This is a genomic window from Streptomyces sp. P5F9 (genome assembly GCF_057961495.1).
On the sequence record NZ_JBXVPZ010000044.1, the window covers coordinates 1 to 19,034 of the forward strand.

Here is a 19,034-nt window from a genome sequence, read left to right on the forward strand (position 1 = left end):
CTGGGCGTGATGCTCCTGGGCGCCGTCCTCATCAATCTGTGGGTGCAGCGCACCGCGACCCGGAGGTGACCTTCATGACGAGCAGTCAATCCATCGTCCAACTCCGCGGAACGGGCAAGTCCTACGGCAATGTCCGCGCCCTGCACGGCGTGGACCTCGCGGTCCGTCCGGGCCAGGTCACCTGCGTGCTGGGCGACAACGGCGCCGGCAAGTCGACCCTGATCAAAATCATCTCTGGGCTGCACCAGCACACCGAGGGCGAGTTCCTCGTCGACGGAGGGCCGGTGCATTTCACCACCCCGCGTCAGGCGCTGGACCGCGGTATCGCGACCGTCTACCAGGATCTGGCCGTCGTGCCGTTGATGCCGGTGTGGCGCAACTTCTTCCTCGGCTCGGAGATGACCAAGGGCCCCTGGCCGGTGCGCCGTCTCGACATCGAGAAGATGAAGAAGACCGCGGACGAGGAACTGCGCAACATGGGCATCGTCCTGGACAACCTGGACCAGCCCATCGGCACCCTGTCGGGCGGCCAGCGCCAGTGTGTGGCGATCGCCCGCGCCGTCTACTTCGGGGCCCGCGTCCTGATCCTGGACGAGCCGACCGCAGCCCTGGGCGTCAAGCAGTCCGGTGTCGTGCTGAAGTACGTGGCCGCAGCGCGGGAGCGCGGTCTCGGGGTCATCTTCATCACCCACAACCCGCACCACGCCTACATGGTCGGCGACCACTTCAGCGTCCTGCGGCTGGGCACGATGGAACTCTCCGCCGAACGCAGCGAGATCAGCCTCGAAGAGCTCACCAACCACATGGCGGGTGGCACCGAACTCGCCGCGCTCAAGCACGAGTTGTCCCAGGTACGCGGCGTCGACGTCGACGAACTCCCCGAGGAGGCGGCGCTCAAAGTCGGCTGACCTGCACAGCGGTTGGGGGCGGTACCGGACCGGTACCGCCCCCAACCGCTGTCCCTCGTCAGGCCTGAGGAAGCACCGTACTCGGCCGGACCGGGAACCCCGCCGCCCGGTAGCAGTCGTCGATGAGCCGCATCGTGGTCAGCGCGTCATCGGCGTCGAGCACCAGCGGCGCACCGTGCCTCAAGTGGGCGGCGAAGGCTTCGAGTTGGTAGGTGTACGACGACCGGCGCCCCAGCTCCTCCGTGCGCTCACCGGTCGCCGTACGCACGACGACACGGTCGTCCAGGTGGGGCTGCACGAAGTTCATCACCGTGGCCTCGCCGCGTGAGCCCACGACGCGGCAGGTCATCTGCCAGGTGTCGTGGGCCATGTGGCAGCGGGCGCTGCCCGTGGCGCCGCCCGGAAACTCCAGGTCCGCGTCCAGCCACGCGTCGATCCCCGGTGCCCCGGCCTTCTCGCCGCCGCGCGCGGTGATCAGCCGGGGTGCCCCGCCCGCCCAGGCGGCGAGCATGCGCTGGGCGTGCAGGCTGTAGCACCCGAGGTCCATCAGCGCGCCGCCCGCCAGGGGGAGCGACCACCGTACGTCGCTGTCCGGGGGCGCGGGCATCGCGACCATGGTGTCGACGTGCCGGAGATCGCCCAACTCCCCGCTGTCAAGCAGCTCGTGGAGACGCAGGACGACCGGGTGGAACAGGTAGTGGAAGCCCTCCATGAACACTGTGCCCGCCTCGGCCACGGCCTTGTGGACCTCGGCCGCCTCCGTCGCGTTGCTCGCGGACGGCTTCTCGGTGAGGACGTGCTTGCCGGCCCGGAGGGCGGCCAGGTTCCACGGCCCGTGCAGGCTGTTGGCCAACGGGTTGTAGACGACCTCGATCTCCGGGTCGGCGACGAGGTCGGCGTAGGAGGCGACCACCCGCTCCACGCCGTGCGCGGCGGCGAAGGCCTCGGCGCGGTCGCGGTCGCGGGCGGCCACCGCGACGAGGCGGTGGCCGGTCGCCCGCGCCGGCCCCACGATCGACAGCTCGGCGATCCGCGCGGCGCCCAGGACGCCGATCCGCAGGGGTTCGTCCGTCGTCACTTGCGCACCTCTTCGAGTCGTACGGGACGGTGTTCGTGCAGCGACAGGGTGCACGCCTCGGCGATCCAGCTCGCCTCGACTGCGTCCGCGACCGTGCACGGGGAGGTACGGGTGCCGGCCACCACCTCGGTGAACGCGGTGAGTTCGGCGCGGTAGTCGGCGGCGAACCGGTCCATGAAGAAGGTGTGCGGAGTGCCGGCCGGGAAGGTCGCGCCCGGCTCCACGGACCGTAGCGGCAGCTTGTCCTCCAGGCCGACCGCGATGCTGTCCTTCATGCCGTGCAGTTCGAGGCGTACGTCGTGACCGCGGGCGTTGTGGCGGGAGTTGGAGACGACGGCGATGGTGCCGTCGTCGAGGGTGAGCAGGCTGGACGCCGTGTCGACGTCACCCGCCGCACGGATGTACTCCGCGCCGCGGTTGCCGCCCGTCGCGTAGACCTCGACCACCTCGCGGCCGGTCACCCAGCGCACGATGTCGAAGTCGTGCACGGCACAGTCGCGGAACATGCCGCCGGAGACGGCCACATAGGCGGCCGGCGGCGGGGCGGGGTCGAGCGTGGTGGACCGTACGGTGTGCAGGTCGCCGAGTTCACCGCTCACCACGGCCCGGCGCGCGGCGACGCAACCCGCGTCGAAACGCCGGTTGTAGCCGATGTGCACCTCGACACCGCTGCCCTCCACCGCGCGCAGCACCTCCAGGCTCTCCTCGACACCGCGGGCCACGGGCTTCTCGCAGAACACGGGGATGCCCGCCTTCACGGCGGCGCGGATCAGTTCGGGGTGTGCGTCGGTCGCGGCGGCGATCACCACACCGTCGACTCCCGCCGCGAGCAGGGCCTCGGGGGAGTCGGCGGGGACGGCCCCGAAGCGTTCGGTGGCGGTGGCGACGGCGGCGGCCACCGGATCGGTGACCACCAGGGAGTCCACGGCGTCGAGCCCGGCGAGGGTCTCGGTGTGGAAGGCGCCGATGCGGCCCAGCCCCATGATGCCTATGCGCATGAGAGTCGTGCTCCTTCTGCCGGCGCGCGGCTCAGTCCTGGCCGCCGAAGACGTTCTGGTCCCAGTCGACGACCGAGCCGGTCACCACGCCGCTGCGGTCGGAGAGAAGGAACACGACGAACTCGGCGATCTCGTCGACCTGTCCCAGCTTGCCCATCGGCTGCGATCGGGCGGCCCGCTCGCGCCAGTCGTCGCCCGCGCCGTGGAAGGCGCGTTGGGTGGCGTCCTCGCCTTCGGTGTCGGTCCAGCCGATGTTGACGGTGTTGATCCGGATCCGGTCGAAGCGGTGGGCGTGGGCGGCGTTGCGGGTCAGGCCCGCGAGGCCCGCCTTGGCCGTGGAGTACGGGGCGAGGTGAGGCGGGCCGCCGTGGGCGCAGTTGGAGCCGATGTTGACGATCGTCCCGGGCGCCGAGCGGGAGGTCATGTCGGCCACGGCCGCCTGCATGGCGAAGAACGGTGCCTTCAGGTTGATCGCCATGTGCTGGTCGAACAGTTCGGGTGTGGTGTCCAGCAGTGAGCCGCGTGAGGTCAGCCCGGCCGCGTTGACGAGGCAGTCGACGCGCCCAAAAGCCTCGACGGCCTGTACGACGCTGTCGCGTGCCTGCGCCGGATCGGAGAGGTCGGCCCGCACGAAGCGGGCGCCGGTGTCCGCGGTGAGCTTCTCGCCCACCTCCGCGCGGCGGCCGGTGAAGACGACGGTCGCGCCTTCCCCTACGGCCGCCCGTACGACACCGGCGCCGACGCCCTGGCTGCCGCCGTTGACGAGGACGACTCTGTCCTCAAGCAGTCCCATGAGTGTGATGTGTCCTTTTCGGCTTCGGTTCAGCTCTGGCGGCGCTTGGCGGCTGCCTGCAGTTCGTGGCGCAGCCGCTCGGGGTCCCACTCCTCCGCGACGGCCTGGTGGAGGGTGTCCGCCTGCGAGGGCGGGGCGAGACCCTCGACCGGCGGGTCGAGGTCGAGGTTGGTGGGGAAGGGGTAGCCCTCGGCGGTGGCGGCGATCACACGGCGCAGCCAGTCCTCGGAGACGCCCTCGGCCTTGCGGCTCAGCAGCACCGGGAACAGGGCGTTCGCCATCGCCTCGCGGTCCACCGTCTCCATGGCACGCCCGAAGGCGGAGGAGATCTGCAGCAGATTGGCCATGCGCTTGATGTCGGCCGAGCGGTTGTGCCCGGCGGCGTGGAAGAGCGCCGGGTTGAAGAAGACCGCGTCGCCCTTCTCCAGGGGGAGTTGGACGTGGTGCGCGCCGAAGTACTCGACGAACTGCGGGAGCCGCCAGGCGAGATAGCCGGGCTCGAACTTCTGCGAGTGCGGCAGATAGAGCGTCGGGCCGGACTCGACGGGCATGTCGACGTGGGCCACCGCGCCCTGCAGGGTCAGCACCGGCGAGAGCCGGTGGACGTGCGCCGGGTAGGCCGCCGCCTGCTCCTGGGAGAGGAAACCGAGGTGGTAGTCGCGGTGCACGTTCTGCGCCGCGCCGCCCGGGTTGACCACGTTGACCTGCGAGGTGACCTGGTAGGCGGGGCCGAGCCAGGCCTCGGAGATCAGCTCCAGGATGTCGTTGGCGTAGTACTCGGCGAACGCCTCGGGCGCCCGTACGGCGATCTTGTCCAGGGCGTTCCACACGCGGTCGTTCGCGCCGGGCTTGGCGAAGTGGTCACCCCGGCCCGCGCCGCTCGCGCGCTCCTCCTCGATCAGCGCGCGGAAGGCGCCGGACGCCCGGTCCACGACGGCCTCGTCCGGGAAGGCGCCCTTGAGGACCACGATGCCGGGCCCGTCGAGCAGCGCCCCCACCAGCTCGCTCTGCACGTCCCGGCGGCCCTCGGCGGTGGCCGCGAGGGCACGGAGCCGGGCGCTGTCGTAGAGCGGGACGTTCTGCTCGATGCGCTCGGCCGAGGGATGGTCGGCGATGTCGGTGCGCTGCTCCACGAGTGAGCGGAACGCGTCGAGATCGCAGTCCGCCTCGGTCAGCCAAGTCCGCGTTCTTGCGGTGATGGGAGACATCCGGGTGCCTTTCGCTGTCAGTGCGTTTCTGCCAGTCTTGATAAAACAAACCCATCATTCAATGCCTCTCGCTACATCAAAAATGCATCATCGGTCTAGGGGATCACTCATGCGACACCGGTACCCGATCAGGGAAATCGCCCGTCAGGCCGGGCTGAGCACGGCCACTGTCGACCGTGTCCTCAACCAGCGGGGCAATGTCACGGAGAGCACCATCAGGGAGGTGCAGGAAGCCATCAAGGACCTGGACCGTCAGCAGAGCCAGGTCCGGCTCGGCGGCCGCACCTTCATGATCGACATCGTGATGCAGACGCCGGAGCGGTTCTCCACCGCCGTACGGGACGCACTCGAAGCCGAACTGCCCTCCCTGCACCCCGCCCTCGTACGCTCACGCTTCCACTTCCGCGAGACCTGCCCGCCCGCCGAACTCACCGCGACGCTGGACGGGATCGCGAGGCGCGGCTCGCAGGGTGTGATCCTCAAGGCCCCTGACGAGCCGGAGATCGCCGCCGCCGTCAGCAGGCTGATCGCGGCAGGCATCCCCGTCGTCACCCTGGTCACCGACCTGCCCCACAGCGCACGCCTGGCCTACGTCGGCATCGACAACCGCGCGGCCGGCGCCACCGCCGCCTACCTCCTCGGACAGTGGCTGGGCAGGCGGCCCGGCAACGTGCTCACCACCATCAGCCGGGGCTCCTTCCGGGGCGAGGAGGAACGCGAGATGGGCTTCCGCAGCGCGATGCGCCTCGCCGACCCCAGACGGTCCCTGGTCGAGGTCACCGACAGCGACGGCCTGGACGCCACCCAGCACGAACTCGTCCTGAAGGCACTGAAACAGGACGAGGACATCATCGCCGTGTACTCCGCGGGCGGCGGCAACCTCGCCACCCTCGACGCCTTCGACGCGCTGGGCCGGGAGTGCGCGGTGTTCATCGCCCACGACCTGGACCACGACAACACCCGGCTGCTGCGCGAGCGCCGCCTGTCCGCGGTCCTCCACCACGACCTGCGCCAGGACATGCGCCGCGCCTGTCAGATCGTCATGCGCGCCCACAAGGCCCTCCCCGACGACGGCCCGACCCTGCCCTCGGCGATCCAGGTGGTCACCCCGTTCAACCTGCCGCCGGGGGCACCGTCCGTACCGGTCGTCGACTGAACCGGGCCCACGCCTAGGGGAGTTGGGGTCAGCGTTCGTAGACGCCGGTCAGTCGGCCGCGGCCGAGGACGGATGCGGTGATCGTGGGCAGGAGGGCGCGGGGTCGTGCCCGGTCCACCGGCGTCGTGCCGGAGCCACTGTCCACAGCGGCCGCGAGGGCGAACAGCTGGAACACATAGCGGTGCGGGCCGTGGCCCTTGATGGGCGCGGGACCGTGGTAGCCGCGTCCGATGGTGGAGCGGAGCACCCGCACGCCGGGGCCGGGCCGGTGGTGCGACAGAGCACCGGGCTCCAGGTGTCCGGCCGCCGGGTCGATCAACGCGAGGCAGTGCACGGCCGGCTTGGCGATCGGGACGTCGATGTCCTCGACGACCAGGAGGAGTTGGGCGGTGCCGGGCGGGAGCGGGGCCCAGGCCAGCTCGGGCGACAGGTCTGCGCCGCCGACGGTCTTCGCGCACTGCTCCAGCGGCATGGTGCCGCCGTCGCCGAAGTCCTCGCTGGTGAGCGTCAGTTGCTCTGGGCCTTGGAGGTTGGACAGGTTCCACGCCATGTGGGCGTCGCCTGCTCTGCGGTTCTTCAGGAGTCGGCCGAGCAGGGTCATCGGGTCGCCTCCACCATGTCGACGACCTCGGAGGTGGTCGCGGTCTCGCCGAGCTTGGGGAAGACGCGCTCGACGCTGTGGCGATGGGCCTCGGGATCGGGATCGCCCATGGCGTCGGTGGCCAGGACGACGTGATAGCCGTGGTCGGAGGCCGAGCGTGCCGTGGACTCGACGCCCGAGCTGGTCGCGATGCCGGTGAGCACGACCTGTGTGACGCCCAAGTCCCGCAGGAGCGTGTCGAGTCCGGTGTCGTGGAACGCGCTGCGCCGCCGCTTGGTGACCAGGTGGTCGGTCGGGTGTACGTCGAGTTCGTCGATGAGGTCGGCCCAACCGGCGGGCGGCGCAAGGGTGTTGGCGGACCGTCCGGTGTCGGTACGTCCCGGCGCGCGTCCGGTGACGTTGACCAGGACCACGGGAAGACCGTGCCGCCGGAACTCGGAGGCCAGGTGGGTCGCCTGCTTGACGGCGGCTGTGACCGGGGCGTCGGTGAGGGCAGCGACGATGCCCTTCTGCAGGTCGACCACGATGAGCGCGGCGGTGGGGTCGATCGTTGTGAGTGGCATGGGAGTTGGATCTCCTGCGGATGTCTTTGGTGCCTTGGATGCTTTGGATGCCTTGGGTGTCACTTGTCCGGTCGTGCGAGGGCGTTGCCGGTGGCGGCCCTGCGCGGTCCCGGAGTCCTGGCCGTGGGGCGAGTGCCGGCGCCGCGCAGCAGGGAGGCGATCGCGGCGAGGAAGGCGAGGGTGGCGCCGAAGGCGAACACGATGACCAGGCCGGAGTGGAAGGGCCCGGATATCAGGCTCGGGAAGAACTCGCTGCCGGTCAGGGTGTGTTGCTGGGCCGCCGTCAGATGGGTCAGGACTCCGCTGGGCTGGAGCAGATGCTGGATCGGGTTGACGCCCAGCTGTGCTGCGAACAGGGACGAGACCGGGGGCAGTCCACCGACCTGCGCGGCCAAGTGGGCCGGTACGCCCTGTTGTTGCAGTCCCGCGGTGAGGGTGTGCGGGAGGCTCCTGGCCAGCCCGGCGATCATCAGGGAGAAGAACACGCCGATGGAGACGGCGGTGCCGGAGTTCTGGAAGGTGGCGCGCATGCCGGAGGCGACTCCGCGCAATCTTGCGGGCACACTGCCCATGATCGAGGAGGAGTTGGGGGAGGCGAACATCCCGCTGGCTATCCCGTTGAGCGCGATCAGCAGCGCGAAGATCCAGTAACTGAAGGCGATCGGCAGGCACATCAGCCCCAGGAAACTCGCGCCGAACAGCGCCGCGCCGCCGGTGGCCAGCCCGCGCGAACCGAGCCGGTCCGACAGATACCCGGACACCGGTCCCGCCGCGAGGAAGCCCGCGGTCAGCGGCAGCATGAAGATGCCGGCCCACAGCGGGGTGTCGCCGTAGTCGTAGCCGTGCAGCGGGAGCCAGATGCCCTGGAGCCAGATGATCAGCACGAACTGCATTCCGCCCCGGCCGATCGAGATGGCCAGGCCCGCCAAGTTGCCGAAGCTGAAAGCCCGTTGGCGGAAGAGGCTCAGCTGGATCATCGGTGCCGAGGTGCGGTTCTCGATGACGACGAAGGCCGCCAGGAGGAGTAGTCCGCCGGCTATCAGGACGTCGACCAGTGGATTGGTCCAGCCCATGGTGTGGCCGCCGTAGGGCTGGAGGCCGAAGGTGATGGCGATCAGGGTGGCGCTGAGGCCCACCGCGAAGGTGATGTTGCCCCACCAGTCGATGCGGCCGCCGTCGCGCTTGGCGGTCTCGCGCAGGGTGCGGTACGCCCACACCGTGAAGAACACACCGATGGGGACGTTCACCCAGAACACCGCCCGCCAGTCCCAGGCCGACAGCAGACCGCCGGCGACCAGACCGATGAACATCCCGCCCAGGGCGGCGACTTGATTGATGCCCAGGGCGAAGCCGCGCTGCTCCTCGGGGAACGCGTCGGTCAGGATCGCGGCCGAGTTCGCGGTCAGCATCGAGCCGCCGACCGCTTGCAACACCCGCCAGGCGATCAGCCACATCGCTCCATGACCGCCGTCGAAGGGGTCGAAGGACAGCAGGACCGAGGCGAAGGTGAAGACCGCGAACCCGGAGTTGTAGATCCGGACCCGGCCGTACATGTCGCCGAGGCGCCCCACCGTGACCACCAGGACGGCCTGGACCAGCCGGTATCCCATGATCATCCACAGCAGATAGGCGATGTTGCCCGGCGCGAGGGGGTCCAGGTGGACGCCCCGGAAGATCGTCGGCAGGGCGATCAGCACGATGGAACCGTCCAGCGCGGACATGAAGACCGCGGCGGTCGTGTTCGTCAGTGCGGTCCACTTGTACCGGTCGTCGGCGGTCGGACGGCGTGGGCCGCGCGTCTTCGAAGGATCTGTCATCGGTCTGCTTCCTCGTGGTTCCGTCGACGTCAGATGTGCTGGGCCAGTCGCTCCAACAGGGGTGCGGCAGCGGCGAGTTGCTCCAGCTCCGTCGGGGTGAACGCGCCGCCGGTAAGGGCTCGGGCGAGGAGTTCGGCCCGCGCGTTGCGCTTGTTCCGCAGCGCCTGCCGGCCCGCGTCGGTCACCGTCAGCACCACGCGCCGGCCGTCGTCCGGATCCGGGCTGCGTTCGACCAGGCCGCGGGTCCGCAGCGCGTTGAGCGTCGCCCCCATGGCCTGCGCGGTGATCTGCGCCTCCCGGGCCAGCGCGGATGAGGTGGTGGGGCCCGCACGGTCCAGCCGGGACAGGGCGCTCCGCTCGGGCATCGTGAGCCCGCCCTCGACCGGCACTTGCCGGGCCCGCCGCACCAGCACGCCGATGCTCGCGAGCAGGGCGGAGGCGACCGCGTTCGGATCCAGGTCCTCGTTCATGCGCTAAGGCTACTTTATAAAGCAGCCTTAGCACATTGACGGGGGAAGTGCGCGCAGGGCGCTCCATGCCACCGCCGTGCACAGTGCGGCGAGCGGCAGTTCGAGGCAGACGGCCATCAGCACCGCCGCGAGGACCGCGCCGGGGCCGGCGGTCAGTACGTCGAACCAGGCGTCGACCGTCAGCAGGACCGCCGTGGCCGGAGCCACAGCCACCCGGCGCCGGTCGCGGCGGGCCAGTAACAGGCCGGTACCGACAAGGCCTGTCGCCTCCATCGCGTCCAGTCCGATCCACGCCACGGTGTGTGCGCCCGCCACTCGCGCCAGCACGAAGATCCTGGGAACCAGGGCCAGTCCGGCGGCGGTGAGCACACGGGCGGACCAGTTCCAGCAGGGTGTGGTTGTCATGCGGACAAGGCTTCTCGGGATGAACTCCCAGGTCAGTAACGTGGATTTCCGACCTGAGGGTGGTGCTGGGTACAGCACGGAGCGGGCACCATCTGCATGGTTCGGCGGTCCACCCGCGTTCTACGGTGTGCGCATGGGCCTTCTCACCGCGCTGCGCGGCGCGTTCGCACGCGTGGGCCGCGCGACGGTCTTCAACGTCGCCGGCGTACTGCTGCAGTTGCTTCCGCTCCTGCTGCTCGTGGAACCGTGGCTGGTCTTCGCCACCGGCGCACTGACCGCCGTCCAGCGCCGCAGGTTCGTCTCGCTTGCGGGCGTCGACATCCCGCTGCTCCCGGTCGCGCAGCGCAGGCCCACGCTCCGTGGAGCTATGAACTGGCTCCGCTCCAAAGGAACTTGGCGACAGCTCGCCTACCACCTCCTCGTGGGGCCGCTGGTGTCGTGCGGGACGCTCGTCACCGTCGTGCTGTGGAGCTGGGGCGCGTTCGCGGGGACCGCTCTGGTGTGGATGTGGGGTGTGCCCCCTGAGCAGCGGCTGAAGTTCCTGGAGACTTCCACGGAGGCCGTGTACATCAACGCGTCTGGATTCGCCGCCCTGTTGGCCGCCACATGGCTCACTCTCGTCCTCGTCCGCCTCGACACCCGTGCCGCCCTGGCCCTGCTGGGCCCCAGCCGGACCGAACAGCTCACGCGCCGAGTCGAGGACCTCACCGAGAGCCGGGCCGGAGCCGTGGACGCGGCCGACGCCGAACGCAGGCGCATCGAACGGGACTTGCACGACGGGGCGCAACAACGTCTGGTCTCCCTCGCCGTGAACCTCGGGATCGCCAGGGCGACACTCACCGACCTCCCCGACGAGGCCAGACAGGTCATCGACCAGGCCCACCGGGAGGCGAAGGAGGCGATCGACGAGCTGAACAACCTGGTGCGAGGCCTGCATCCGGCCGTCCTGGACGACCGGGGACTGGACGCGGCCCTGTCCGGCATCGCCGCGCGCGGCCCGCTGCCGGTGCGGCTGCGCGTCGACGTACCCCGGCGGCTCGCTCCGACCGTCGAGGCGGTCGCCTACTTCACCGTCTCCGAGGCGCTGGCCAACATCACCAAGCACGCCCCCGACGCCTCCCGGGCGGACGTCACCGTCGAGATCCGCGACGGTAGGCTCCGGGTCACCGTCGCGGACGACGGTCCCGGCGACGCCGACCCCGCCCATGGCTCCGGCCTGGCCGGACTCGCCCGCCGGGCGGCCTCCGTGGACGGCGTGTTCACGATCAGCAGCCCCGCCGGAGGCCCGACCGTCATCACCGTGGAGTTGCCGTGCGCCGTCTCGCCGTGATCGCCGAGGACTCGGTCCTTCTCAGGATCGGCCTGGTCAAGGTCGTGGAGATGGCCGGCTACGAGGTCGCCGCCGAAGCAGGTGACGCCGACGCCCTGCTCGCCGCCGTCGCCGAACACCGCCCCGCCATCGCCGTCGTGGACGTCCGCATGCCGCCCGCGCAGTCCGACGAGGGGGTGCGCGCGGCCCTGGTCATCCGCCGCGAGTGGCCGACGACAGCGGTCCTGCTGCTCTCCCAGTACGTCGAAGAGCGGTACGCCGCCGACCTGTTGACGACGAACACCGGCGGCGTCGGCTACCTGCTGAAGCAACGCGTGGCCGACGTCGAGGACTTCATCGACGCCCTCCGCCGCGTCGAGGCGGGCGGCACCGTCCTGGACCCCGAGGTCGTGGCCCAGCTCCTCCTGCGCGGAGCCGGCGACCCACTGGACCGACTGACCCCGCGTGAGCGTGAGGTGCTGACCCTGATGGCCGAGGGGCGCTCCAACTCCGGCATCGCCCGACAACTCGTAGTCAGCGACAGCGCGGTGGCCAAGCACATCAACAGCATCTTCACGAAACTCGATCTGCCGTCGGTCGACAGCGACCATCGCCGGGTGCTGGCGGTACTGCGGTTCCTGAGCGCCGGGTGAGCGACGTGCTCCGCGGAGGGCAGTAATTGGCTTTCGCGCGGGACTCCCAAGAGCTACTGTCCCAACCGCCAGTGACCGCCCAGAAGTTGGAGCCCAGAGATGCCCGGTCGTCCGGGCGCGCGTTGACGGCATAGGCCGAGACCGGCCCGTCATCGCGTGCCGCCCTTGATGTTGCTGCGGCACAGCGAGCCTTTCCCTCCCCGCTCGGACCCTGGGCGCGTCCTTCGCGCGCCGGGTCGCGGGTCTCGTTGTCGGCAACTCAAAGGGTTCCTGTGCCGTCCACTTCGAACAATGACTTCCGCCGGCTCTGGCTGGGGCAGACAGTCTCCCAACTCGGCGAACAGACAAGCCTGGTGGTCCTGCCGCTCTTCGCCGTCCTCACGCTCGACGTCGGTGCCGGACAGTTGGGCGTCCTGCGCGCGGTGGAGCAGGCGCCGATCCTGCTGCTCTCGCTCCTCGTCGGCGCCTGGGTGGACGGATGGCGGACGCGCACGGTGATGGTGGTGGCCGACGTCGGCCGAACCCTGGTGCTGGGCGTCGCCGCCGTAGCCGGATTGCTCAACTGGCTTGGTCTGCCCGCGCTGTTCGTGCTGGTCTTCGTCGCCGGGGTCCTGTCCGTGTTCTTCGACGTGGCCTACCAGGCCTCTCTCGTACGGCTGGTGACGTCCGATCAGTTGGTGCGGGGCAACAGTGTGTTGGAGGGCAGCCGGTCCGCCGCTCAGATCGGTGGGCCCGCTCTCGGCGGCGCGCTGGTGACCCTGCTGTCGGCGCCGGTCGCTGTCGCCTCCAGCGCATTGTTCTTCGCCCTGTCGTTCCTGTCGGTCCGACGGATCCGACGTACCGAGTCCGTTCCGGAGCGCTCGGAACGTCCCCCTCGCGTAGGGCGGCGGATCCATGAGGGCCTGCGTTTCGTCGCCGGCGATTCCTCGCTGCGGACCGTGTGCCTCGCCGCGGCCGCCTTCCAGTTCTTCTTCGCCGCCACGATGACCGTCTATCTGCTCTTCCTCCCACGGGAACTGCACCTGCCGGGCACCGCCGTAGGCCTGGCGCTCGCGGCGACCGGTCCGGGCGCGCTCGTCGGCGCGCTGCTGGCCGCCCGGCTGCCTGGCCGGTTCGGATACGGCCGGGTGATCGTGGTCGCGGCGGCACTCGGCGACGGCGCGTTCGTGTGTGTGCCCGCGCTGCACGGTTCGTCCGCGACGACGATGGCCGTACTCCTCGCGGTGAACTTCGCGTTCGGGGCCGCCGGGCAGCTGGTGAACGTCACGGTCATGGCCGTCCGGCAGGCCGTGACTCCCCACGGGTTGCAGGGGCGTGTGGCCTCGACGATCACGTTCGCCGGCATGGGGCTGACGCCACTGGGCTCACTGGTCGGCGGGTTCCTCGCGCAGGAGTGGGGGCTGCGGACCGGCCTCCTCGTGACCGCCGTAGGCATGGTGCTGTCCCCGGTGGTGCTGGCGCTGTCCCCGCTCGCACGCCTGGGCAGGGATCTTGACGCTCTCGTACGTGATCGGCCTGGTGCCGAGTAGGGGAGTGGTGGCAGGACCTTGGTTAATCTGCACGGGTGACTGTTGACCTGACCCTGCTGCCGCGTGTCGCCCATCGAAGACAGGAGGTCACCGCGCCCCGTCTCCGCGGTCTCCTCGCGTTGCTCGCAGGGGACCTGCGCACCGGCTGCAGCACCGAGCGGCTGGTGGAAGGGCTCTGGCCGGACGAGTTGCCGGAGCGGCCGGGGAAGGCGCTCCAGGTCCTCGTGTCCAGGGCGCGGGCGCAGCTCGGCGCGGACCTCATCGTCAGCACACCCACCGGTTACCGGCTCGCCCTCGCCGAGGACCAGGTCGACAGTTCCGCCCTGCTGCTGCATGCCGCCGCCTGCGCGGACCGGGCCAGGGCCGGGGACCACGCGGGATCGCTGGCCGCGGCCGAGGCCGGGCTCGCGCTGTGGGAAGGCACCCCCGACCAGGGCGGCGACAGTGATGACCCGGTCGCCGCGCTGCGTGCCGAGCGCGCGCCCGTCCGCGACACGCTCGTCCGCGCGCAGGCCCTCGCGCTCGCCCGCCTCGGACGGCACGCGGAGGCCGCCGGACCACTGGCCGCGGCCGCCGTGGCACATCCGCGGGACGAGGAGGTGCTCGGTGAGCTGCTGCGGGGCGAGGCGGCGACGGCCGGCCCGTCCGCCGCGCTGACCCGGTACGAGGCATACCGCCGTGAGCTGCGCGACGAACTCGGCACGGACCCCGGGGCCGGACTCAGGGCCGTACAACAGGAGTTGCTGCGTGGCGAGGCGCCCGTGGCCAGGCACGGGGTGCCGCACGAGCCGAACCCGCTGCTCGGCCGGGACGAGGACATCGCGGCCGTTGAAGGGTTGCTCCGCTCCTCGCGCGCCGTCACCGTCGTAGGACCCGGCGGTCTCGGCAAGACGCGGCTCGCGCACGCCGTCAGCCGTCGGGCCGAGCAGCGCGTGGTGCACTTCGTGCCGCTCGCCGGCGTCACCGCGGACGCGGACGTGGCCGCCGAAGTCGCCTCCGCGCTCGGCGCCGGTGCCATGAACGGGCCTGCCTCGGCAGACCTGGTGTCCGGCATCCTCGGCGTGCTCGGCTCCGGGCCCGCGCTGCTGGTCCTCGACAACTGCGAGCAGATCGTCCGGGGCGCGGCCGACCTCGTCCAGGCACTCGTCTCGTCGTCCAAGGACCTACGGGTGCTCGCCACCAGCCGCTCCCCGCTCGGCCTCACGTCGGAGGCGGTGTACGCGCTGCCTGAACTCGGCCTCGGTGTCTCGGCCGAGTTGTTCACCCAGCGGGCCCGGGCAGCCCGGAGCGGAGTGGAGCTGCCGCCGGACGCGGTGGCCGAACTGTGCCGGCACCTCGACGGGCTGCCGCTCGCCGTGGAGTTGGCGGCCGCGCGGGTGCGCGTCCTGTCGGTGCCGGACATCGCCCGCCGCCTCGGCGACCGGTTCGCGCTGCTGCGCGGCGGGGCGCGGGACGTGCCGGAGCGCCACCGCACCCTGCACGCGGTCGTCGAGTGGAGCTGGAACCTGCTCGCCGAGGACGCCAGGGCCGCGCTGCGCACCCTGTCCGTCTTCCCCGGCGGCTTCTCCGGCGAGGCGGCCGAACAGGTGCTGGGCGACGACGCGTTGCTCCTGCTGGAGCAGCTGGCCGACCAGTCGCTGCTCACCGTCGCCGACACCCCGGCCGGTGTGCGGTTCCGGATGCTGGAGACCGTACGGGAGTTCAGCGCGGCCCGGCGTACCGAGGCGGGCGAGGACGAGGCGGTCGTAGACCAATTCCTTGTGTGGGCGCGGGACTTCGGAGTCGGGCATCACGACTGGTTCTTCGGCTCGGAGCCTCGGTCCGCCTGGGAGCGGATCAGGGGCGAGCAGGACAATCTCGTGCTGGCCCTGCGGTACGCCCTGGCCCGTACGGACTGCCCCACCATCGCCGCCCTCACCGCCGTCCTCGCCGCCCTGTGGTCCACCGGCTCCAGCTACCCCCGCCTCACCGCGCTCGCCGCCGACACCGGCCCGCCGTTGTCGCACTACTACCCCGAGCCCGAGTACGTCGAAGTCACCCGGGCCGCCGCGGTGTTGTGCACGGCGAGCCTGTTCATGGGCTACGGTCCGCAGGTCATACGCCAGCTCGTCACCCTGCGACGGCTGCCCGCGGCCCCGCCGGACACCCTGCTGCGCGCCATCTCGGCCGTGCTGAGCGCGGTCCCCGAGATGCTGCCCCCGGACTACGAAGTGCTGCGGAAGCTCTGCGACAGCGAGCAGCCGCTGCTCGCCGGCATCGCCGAGTGCGTCGCCACCTATGTCTGGGAGTACGAGCACGACATCGACCGCTCGCTCGCCTCGGCCCGTCGGAGCATCGAGGCACTGGCGCCGGTCGACCACCCCTTCCTCCAGGTCCTGGGGCACGCCCGGCTGAGCGAGCTGTGCCTGCAGACGGAGCAGGGCGAGGCCGCGTACGAGAGTCTCAGGGCGGCGCTCGCGGCGTTGCCGCGCCTCGGTGACGAGCACGACTCCATCGGCGTCCGCTGGGGCCTCGTCCTGGCCTGCCTCCAGCGCGGCGAACCCGACGAGGCCGAGTACTGGCTGCGGCAGGCGGAGGAGCGCAACCCCGCGCAGAAGGACGACGTCTACAGCCCCGACTTCGGCGGCCGTGCCGAGATCGCGCTCGCCCGCGGGCTGACGGAGGTGGGGCTCGGCCTGTGGCGGCGCAACGTGGAGGCGATCCCCGAGGCCGGCCCGACGCAGAACGACGACCCCTTCTTCGACCGGTGGCTGCTCCAGGTCCAGTCGGCAGCGGTGACGGCGCACGCGCACGCCGGCCGGCTCGAACTCGTCGCCGAGGTGGTCGACCGGCTGCGGCGGCGGATGCGGACCTTGCTCTCGGGGCCGGACCGGTCGCCCATGGAACTCCCCGTGTTCGGGACGGGGTTGCACGCCCTCGGCATGGCGGGGCTGGTCTCCGGCGACGCCTCCGCCGTACGGATGATCGCGCTGGCCGAACGGCTGCGGGTGTTGCGCGATTTCCAGCCGACCATGTCGGCGGACCGTGCCCGGCGGGCGGTCGGGGCCGCCGGGAACGCTGCCGGGGCGGCGTACGCCGACGCGGTGTCGGAGTACGCCGCCCTGGGGCGGGACGAGTTGCGGGAGGCGGCCCGCGCTGCCATGACGGCTACTTCAGGCCGCGGTTGAACTGTGACGTCGACCAGCGGTAGCCGAGCACGGTCAGGCCGACGCACCAGGCGAGCGCGATCCACCAGTTGTTGCCGATCCCGGTGCCGAGCAGCAGGCCGCGCAGGGTCTCGATGGTCGGAGTGAAGGGCTGGTACTCGGCGATCGGCCGGAACCAGCCCGGCATCGTATCGGCCGGGGTGAAGGCGCTGGAGATGAGCGGGAGGAGGATCAGCGGCGTCGCCATGTTGCTGGCGGCCTCGGGGTTGGGGCTGGCCATGCCCATTCCGACCGCGATCCAGGTGAGTGCCAGGGCGAACAGTACGAGCAGTCCGACCGCCGCCAGCCACTCCAGGAACGTGGCGTCCGTGGACCGGAAACCGATGGCCACGGCGACGGCACCGACGAGCACCAGGCTGGCGAGCACCTGCAGCACACTGCCGACGACGTGCCCGATGAGTACGGAGCCGCGGTAGACCGCCATCGTACGGAAGCGGGCGATGAGGCCCTCGGTCATGTCCATGGAGACGGAGATCGCGGCTCCGATCACGGTGCTGCCGATGGTCATCACCAGGAGGCCGGGGACGAGATAGGCGATGTAGTCGGAGCGGTCGGCGCCACCGCCACCGATGCCCGCGCTCATCACGTTTCCGAAGACGTAGACGAAGAGCAGCAACAGCATGATCGGCGTGAGCAGCAGGTTGAGGGTCATGGACGGGTAGCGCCGTACGTGCAGCAGGTTGCGGCGCAGCATCGTGGACGAGTCGCGGACGGCGAGGGAGAGGTTGCTCATCGGACGTTCTCCTTGGGCTGGTTGGGCACGCTGGGCCGGCTGGGCTGGTGGGCGACCTTGGCGCCGCCGGTCAGGGCGAAGAACACGTCGTCGAGGTCGGGGGTGTGCACGGTCAGCTCGTCCGCCTCGATGTCGGCGGCGTCCAACCAGTCGAGGATGGCCCGCAGTTCGCGCTGGCTGCCGCCGCTGGGGATCTGCAGGGAGAGCGTCTCGTCGAACCGGGTGACCTCGCGCAGGGCCGTCGCGGCGGACCGGTAGGCGTCCGGGTCGGTGAAGCGGAGCCGTACGTGTCCGCCGGGGACGAGCCGCTTCAACTCCTCGGCGCTGCCCTCGGCTACGAGCCTGCCGTCGTTCAACACCGCGATGTGGTCGGCGAGTTCGTCGGCCTCGTCCAGGTACTGGGTGGTGAGGAAGACGGTCGTACCGCCGGAGACCAGCTCCCGGATGATGCCCCACATGTTGTGGCGGCTGCGGGGGTCGAGGCCGGTGGTCGGTTCGTCGAGGAAGATGATCCGCGGGTTGCCGACCAGGGTCATGGCGAGGTCGAGGCGGCGCTTCATGCCGCCGGAGTAAGTGGAGGCCGGCTTCTTCGCGGCCTCGGTGAGGTCGAAGCGCTCCAGGAGCTCGGCGGCGACCCGCCGTCCCTCCTGCTTGGACAGGTGGTGCAGGTCCGCCATGAGGAGCATGTTCTCCTCGCCGGTGATCAGGCCGTCGACGGCGGAGAACTGCCCGGTGACACCGATCGCGGCCCGCACGGCCTGCGCGTCGGTGGCGAGGTCGTGACCGCCAACCCGCAGCTCGCCGGCGTCGGCGGTGACGAGCGTGGAGAGAATCTTGACGGCGGTGGTCTTGCCGGCGCCGTTCGGACCGAGCAGGGAGAAGACGGTGCCGGCCGGGACGGCCAGGTCGATGCCGCCGAGCACTGTCTTGTCCCCGTAGGCCTTGCGCAGCCCGGTGGCCGAGATCGCGAGTTCGTGGGTCGTTGTCGTCATGCCGCAGAGCTTGCGGGAGGGCGCATTCAGCTCGGTTTCACGGTGGTTTCAGTGCCCTGGAACCCCGTGGGGGAGCATGGGCGCAGCCACGCCGATAGGCTGGTGGTGCTCGGCGAATCAGCGTGTACCCAGCCAAAACTCCCACCGCAGCACAGGAGGAATCGTGGCCGGACAGTTCGAGGCGACAGCCGAGGTCAACCGCCCCTTCGAGGAAGTCTTCGCCTTCCTCGCCGAGGGCACGAACGACCCCAAGTTCAGCCCGAGGGTCCAGGAGATCACCAAGACTCCGGAGGGCCCGACGGCCGTGGGCACCGTCTTCACCAGCACGGTCAAGGACGCCGGTATGAAGACGGGCCGGAAGTTCCGGATCACCGAATACGAGGCCCCGCACCGCATCCGCTGGACCGAGGCCTCCAAGAACGTCGTGACGGCGGCCGAAGGCGGCTACGACCTGGAATCCACCGGCCCGGGCACGACCCGGGTGCGGATCTTCAACGTCCTCGAAGGCCACGGCGTCGGCAAGCTCCTGGTGGGCTTCGCCCTGGGCGCGGCCCGCAAGGACGCGCCCGCGTTCGGGCAACGCATCAAGACGGCGGTGGAGGCGTCCTGACGGAC

The 19,034-nt window shown here is 70.6% G+C and carries 18 protein-coding genes and 1 pseudogene; 8 read left to right on the forward strand and 11 right to left on the reverse strand.

Features of this window, described 5'->3' with window-relative positions:
- Positions 1 to 69: pseudogene (locus AC31A1_RS10710) on the forward strand (sugar ABC transporter permease); the annotation flags it as partial.
- A gap of 5 nt (positions 70 to 74) precedes the next feature.
- Positions 75 to 908, forward strand: a complete 834-nt coding sequence (locus AC31A1_RS10715) for an ATP-binding cassette domain-containing protein (RefSeq protein ID WP_489653041.1) — start codon at positions 75 to 77, stop codon at positions 906 to 908.
- A gap of 58 nt (positions 909 to 966) precedes the next feature.
- Here the strand turns inward: AC31A1_RS10715 and AC31A1_RS10720 are convergent, their stop codons facing one another.
- Genes AC31A1_RS10720 through AC31A1_RS10735 form a run of 4 tightly spaced genes read right to left on the reverse strand, consistent with a single transcriptional unit; the run spans position 967 to position 4,985 of the window.
- Positions 967 to 1,986, reverse strand: coding sequence for a Gfo/Idh/MocA family protein (locus tag AC31A1_RS10720; RefSeq protein ID WP_489653042.1), 1,020 nt, complete (start codon positions 1,984 to 1,986; stop codon positions 967 to 969).
- Complete coding sequence (locus AC31A1_RS10725; RefSeq protein ID WP_489653043.1) at positions 1,983 to 2,984, reverse strand: Gfo/Idh/MocA family protein; 1,002 nt, start codon at positions 2,982 to 2,984, stop codon at positions 1,983 to 1,985. Before AC31A1_RS10725 ends, AC31A1_RS10720 begins: the two co-directional genes overlap by 4 nt.
- 31 nt (positions 2,985 to 3,015) lie before the next feature.
- Positions 3,016 to 3,777 carry an SDR family oxidoreductase gene (locus tag AC31A1_RS10730; protein WP_489653044.1) on the reverse strand — a complete coding sequence of 254 codons (762 nt, stop codon included), beginning with the start codon at positions 3,775 to 3,777 and terminating at the stop codon, positions 3,016 to 3,018.
- A 29-nt stretch (positions 3,778 to 3,806) separates the two neighbouring features.
- Positions 3,807 to 4,985: a phytanoyl-CoA dioxygenase family protein gene (locus tag AC31A1_RS10735; RefSeq protein ID WP_489653045.1), complete on the reverse strand. Its 1,179-nt coding sequence runs from the start codon at positions 4,983 to 4,985 to the stop codon at positions 3,807 to 3,809.
- A 109-nt stretch (positions 4,986 to 5,094) separates the two neighbouring features.
- Between AC31A1_RS10735 and AC31A1_RS10740 the strand changes: the two genes are divergently transcribed.
- Positions 5,095 to 6,141 carry a LacI family DNA-binding transcriptional regulator gene (locus AC31A1_RS10740; protein WP_489653046.1) on the forward strand — a complete coding sequence of 349 codons (1,047 nt, stop codon included), beginning with the start codon at positions 5,095 to 5,097 and terminating at the stop codon, positions 6,139 to 6,141.
- A gap of 28 nt (positions 6,142 to 6,169) precedes the next feature.
- Here AC31A1_RS10740 and AC31A1_RS10745 read toward each other — a convergent pair whose 3' ends face one another.
- From AC31A1_RS10745 to AC31A1_RS10765, 5 genes are read right to left on the reverse strand one after another with little or no spacing between them, the layout of a single operon-like run.
- On the reverse strand, positions 6,170 to 6,742 hold the full coding sequence (locus tag AC31A1_RS10745) for a YbhB/YbcL family Raf kinase inhibitor-like protein (protein ID WP_489653047.1): 573 nt from the start codon (positions 6,740 to 6,742) through the stop codon (positions 6,170 to 6,172).
- A complete protein-coding gene (locus AC31A1_RS10750) occupies positions 6,739 to 7,305 on the reverse strand; it encodes a cysteine hydrolase family protein (RefSeq protein WP_489653048.1) in 567 nt (188 codons plus the stop codon). Before AC31A1_RS10750 ends, AC31A1_RS10745 begins: the two co-directional genes overlap by 4 nt.
- A gap of 59 nt (positions 7,306 to 7,364) precedes the next feature.
- Positions 7,365 to 9,122: an MFS transporter gene (locus tag AC31A1_RS10755; protein ID WP_489653049.1), complete on the reverse strand. Its 1,758-nt coding sequence runs from the start codon at positions 9,120 to 9,122 to the stop codon at positions 7,365 to 7,367.
- Positions 9,123 to 9,151: 29 nt separating this feature from the next.
- Positions 9,152 to 9,592 carry a MarR family winged helix-turn-helix transcriptional regulator gene (locus tag AC31A1_RS10760; RefSeq protein WP_489653050.1) on the reverse strand — a complete coding sequence of 147 codons (441 nt, stop codon included), beginning with the start codon at positions 9,590 to 9,592 and terminating at the stop codon, positions 9,152 to 9,154.
- Positions 9,593 to 9,619: 27 nt separating this feature from the next.
- Positions 9,620 to 9,997, reverse strand: a complete 378-nt coding sequence (locus AC31A1_RS10765; RefSeq protein WP_489653051.1) for a hypothetical protein — start codon at positions 9,995 to 9,997, stop codon at positions 9,620 to 9,622.
- Positions 9,998 to 10,130: 133 nt separating this feature from the next.
- Between AC31A1_RS10765 and AC31A1_RS10770 the strand changes: the two genes are divergently transcribed.
- The 4 genes from AC31A1_RS10770 to AC31A1_RS10785 all read left to right on the forward strand — a co-directional run bounded on the left by AC31A1_RS10770 (position 10,131) and on the right by AC31A1_RS10785 (position 16,655).
- On the forward strand, positions 10,131 to 11,327 hold the full coding sequence (locus tag AC31A1_RS10770; protein WP_489653052.1) for a sensor histidine kinase: 1,197 nt from the start codon (positions 10,131 to 10,133) through the stop codon (positions 11,325 to 11,327).
- A 50-nt stretch (positions 11,328 to 11,377) separates the two neighbouring features.
- On the forward strand, positions 11,378 to 11,959 hold the full coding sequence (locus AC31A1_RS10775; RefSeq protein WP_489653070.1) for a LuxR C-terminal-related transcriptional regulator: 582 nt from the start codon (positions 11,378 to 11,380) through the stop codon (positions 11,957 to 11,959).
- A gap of 272 nt (positions 11,960 to 12,231) precedes the next feature.
- Positions 12,232 to 13,488 carry an MFS transporter gene (locus AC31A1_RS10780; RefSeq protein ID WP_489653053.1) on the forward strand — a complete coding sequence of 419 codons (1,257 nt, stop codon included), beginning with the start codon at positions 12,232 to 12,234 and terminating at the stop codon, positions 13,486 to 13,488.
- 35 nt (positions 13,489 to 13,523) lie between these two features.
- Positions 13,524 to 16,655: an ATP-binding protein gene (locus AC31A1_RS10785; RefSeq protein ID WP_489653054.1), complete on the forward strand. Its 3,132-nt coding sequence runs from the start codon at positions 13,524 to 13,526 to the stop codon at positions 16,653 to 16,655.
- Here the strand turns inward: AC31A1_RS10785 and AC31A1_RS10790 are convergent.
- Both AC31A1_RS10790 and AC31A1_RS10795 read right to left on the reverse strand, forming a co-directional pair.
- Positions 16,636 to 17,427 (reverse strand): ABC transporter permease, encoded by a 792-nt coding sequence (locus tag AC31A1_RS10790; RefSeq protein ID WP_489653055.1) that lies wholly within the window; start codon positions 17,425 to 17,427, stop codon positions 16,636 to 16,638. The two genes, AC31A1_RS10785 and AC31A1_RS10790, sit on opposite strands and share 20 nt — an antisense overlap.
- The gene (locus AC31A1_RS10795) at positions 17,424 to 18,419 is read right to left on the reverse strand and encodes an ATP-binding cassette domain-containing protein (protein WP_489653056.1); all 996 of its coding nucleotides are present in this window, start codon (positions 18,417 to 18,419) and stop codon (positions 17,424 to 17,426) included. The genes AC31A1_RS10790 and AC31A1_RS10795 overlap by 4 nt, the downstream gene beginning before the upstream one ends.
- A 163-nt stretch (positions 18,420 to 18,582) precedes the next feature.
- Here AC31A1_RS10795 and AC31A1_RS10800 point away from each other — a divergent pair, with 163 nt between their 5' ends.
- A complete protein-coding gene (locus AC31A1_RS10800; protein ID WP_489653057.1) occupies positions 18,583 to 19,029 on the forward strand; it encodes an SRPBCC family protein in 447 nt (148 codons plus the stop codon).
- Positions 19,030 to 19,034: the final 5 nt, after the last annotated feature.

Excerpts from the sequence above, each read along its gene's own strand:
- AC31A1_RS10795 (WP_489653056.1), bottom strand. The coding sequence starts at position 18,419 with ATGACGACAACGACCCACGAACTCGCGATCTCGGCCACCGGGCTGCGC.
- AC31A1_RS10735 (WP_489653045.1), bottom strand. The coding sequence starts at position 4,985 with ATGTCTCCCATCACCGCAAGAACGCGGACTTGGCTGACCGAGGCGGAC.
- AC31A1_RS10770 (WP_489653052.1), top strand. The coding sequence starts at position 10,131 with ATGGGCCTTCTCACCGCGCTGCGCGGCGCGTTCGCACGCGTGGGCCGC.
- AC31A1_RS10740 (WP_489653046.1), top strand. The coding sequence starts at position 5,095 with ATGCGACACCGGTACCCGATCAGGGAAATCGCCCGTCAGGCCGGGCTG.
- AC31A1_RS10775 (WP_489653070.1), top strand. The coding sequence starts at position 11,378 with ATGGCCGGCTACGAGGTCGCCGCCGAAGCAGGTGACGCCGACGCCCTG.
- AC31A1_RS10730 (WP_489653044.1), bottom strand. The coding sequence starts at position 3,777 with ATGGGACTGCTTGAGGACAGAGTCGTCCTCGTCAACGGCGGCAGCCAG.
- AC31A1_RS10715 (WP_489653041.1), top strand. The coding sequence starts at position 75 with ATGACGAGCAGTCAATCCATCGTCCAACTCCGCGGAACGGGCAAGTCC.
- AC31A1_RS10765 (WP_489653051.1), bottom strand. The coding sequence starts at position 9,997 with ATGACAACCACACCCTGCTGGAACTGGTCCGCCCGTGTGCTCACCGCC.
- AC31A1_RS10745 (WP_489653047.1), bottom strand. The coding sequence starts at position 6,742 with ATGACCCTGCTCGGCCGACTCCTGAAGAACCGCAGAGCAGGCGACGCC.
- AC31A1_RS10790 (WP_489653055.1), bottom strand. The coding sequence starts at position 17,427 with ATGAGCAACCTCTCCCTCGCCGTCCGCGACTCGTCCACGATGCTGCGC.
- AC31A1_RS10760 (WP_489653050.1), bottom strand. The coding sequence starts at position 9,592 with ATGAACGAGGACCTGGATCCGAACGCGGTCGCCTCCGCCCTGCTCGCG.
- AC31A1_RS10725 (WP_489653043.1), bottom strand. The coding sequence starts at position 2,984 with ATGCGCATAGGCATCATGGGGCTGGGCCGCATCGGCGCCTTCCACACC.
- AC31A1_RS10755 (WP_489653049.1), bottom strand. The coding sequence starts at position 9,122 with ATGACAGATCCTTCGAAGACGCGCGGCCCACGCCGTCCGACCGCCGAC.
- AC31A1_RS10750 (WP_489653048.1), bottom strand. The coding sequence starts at position 7,305 with ATGCCACTCACAACGATCGACCCCACCGCCGCGCTCATCGTGGTCGAC.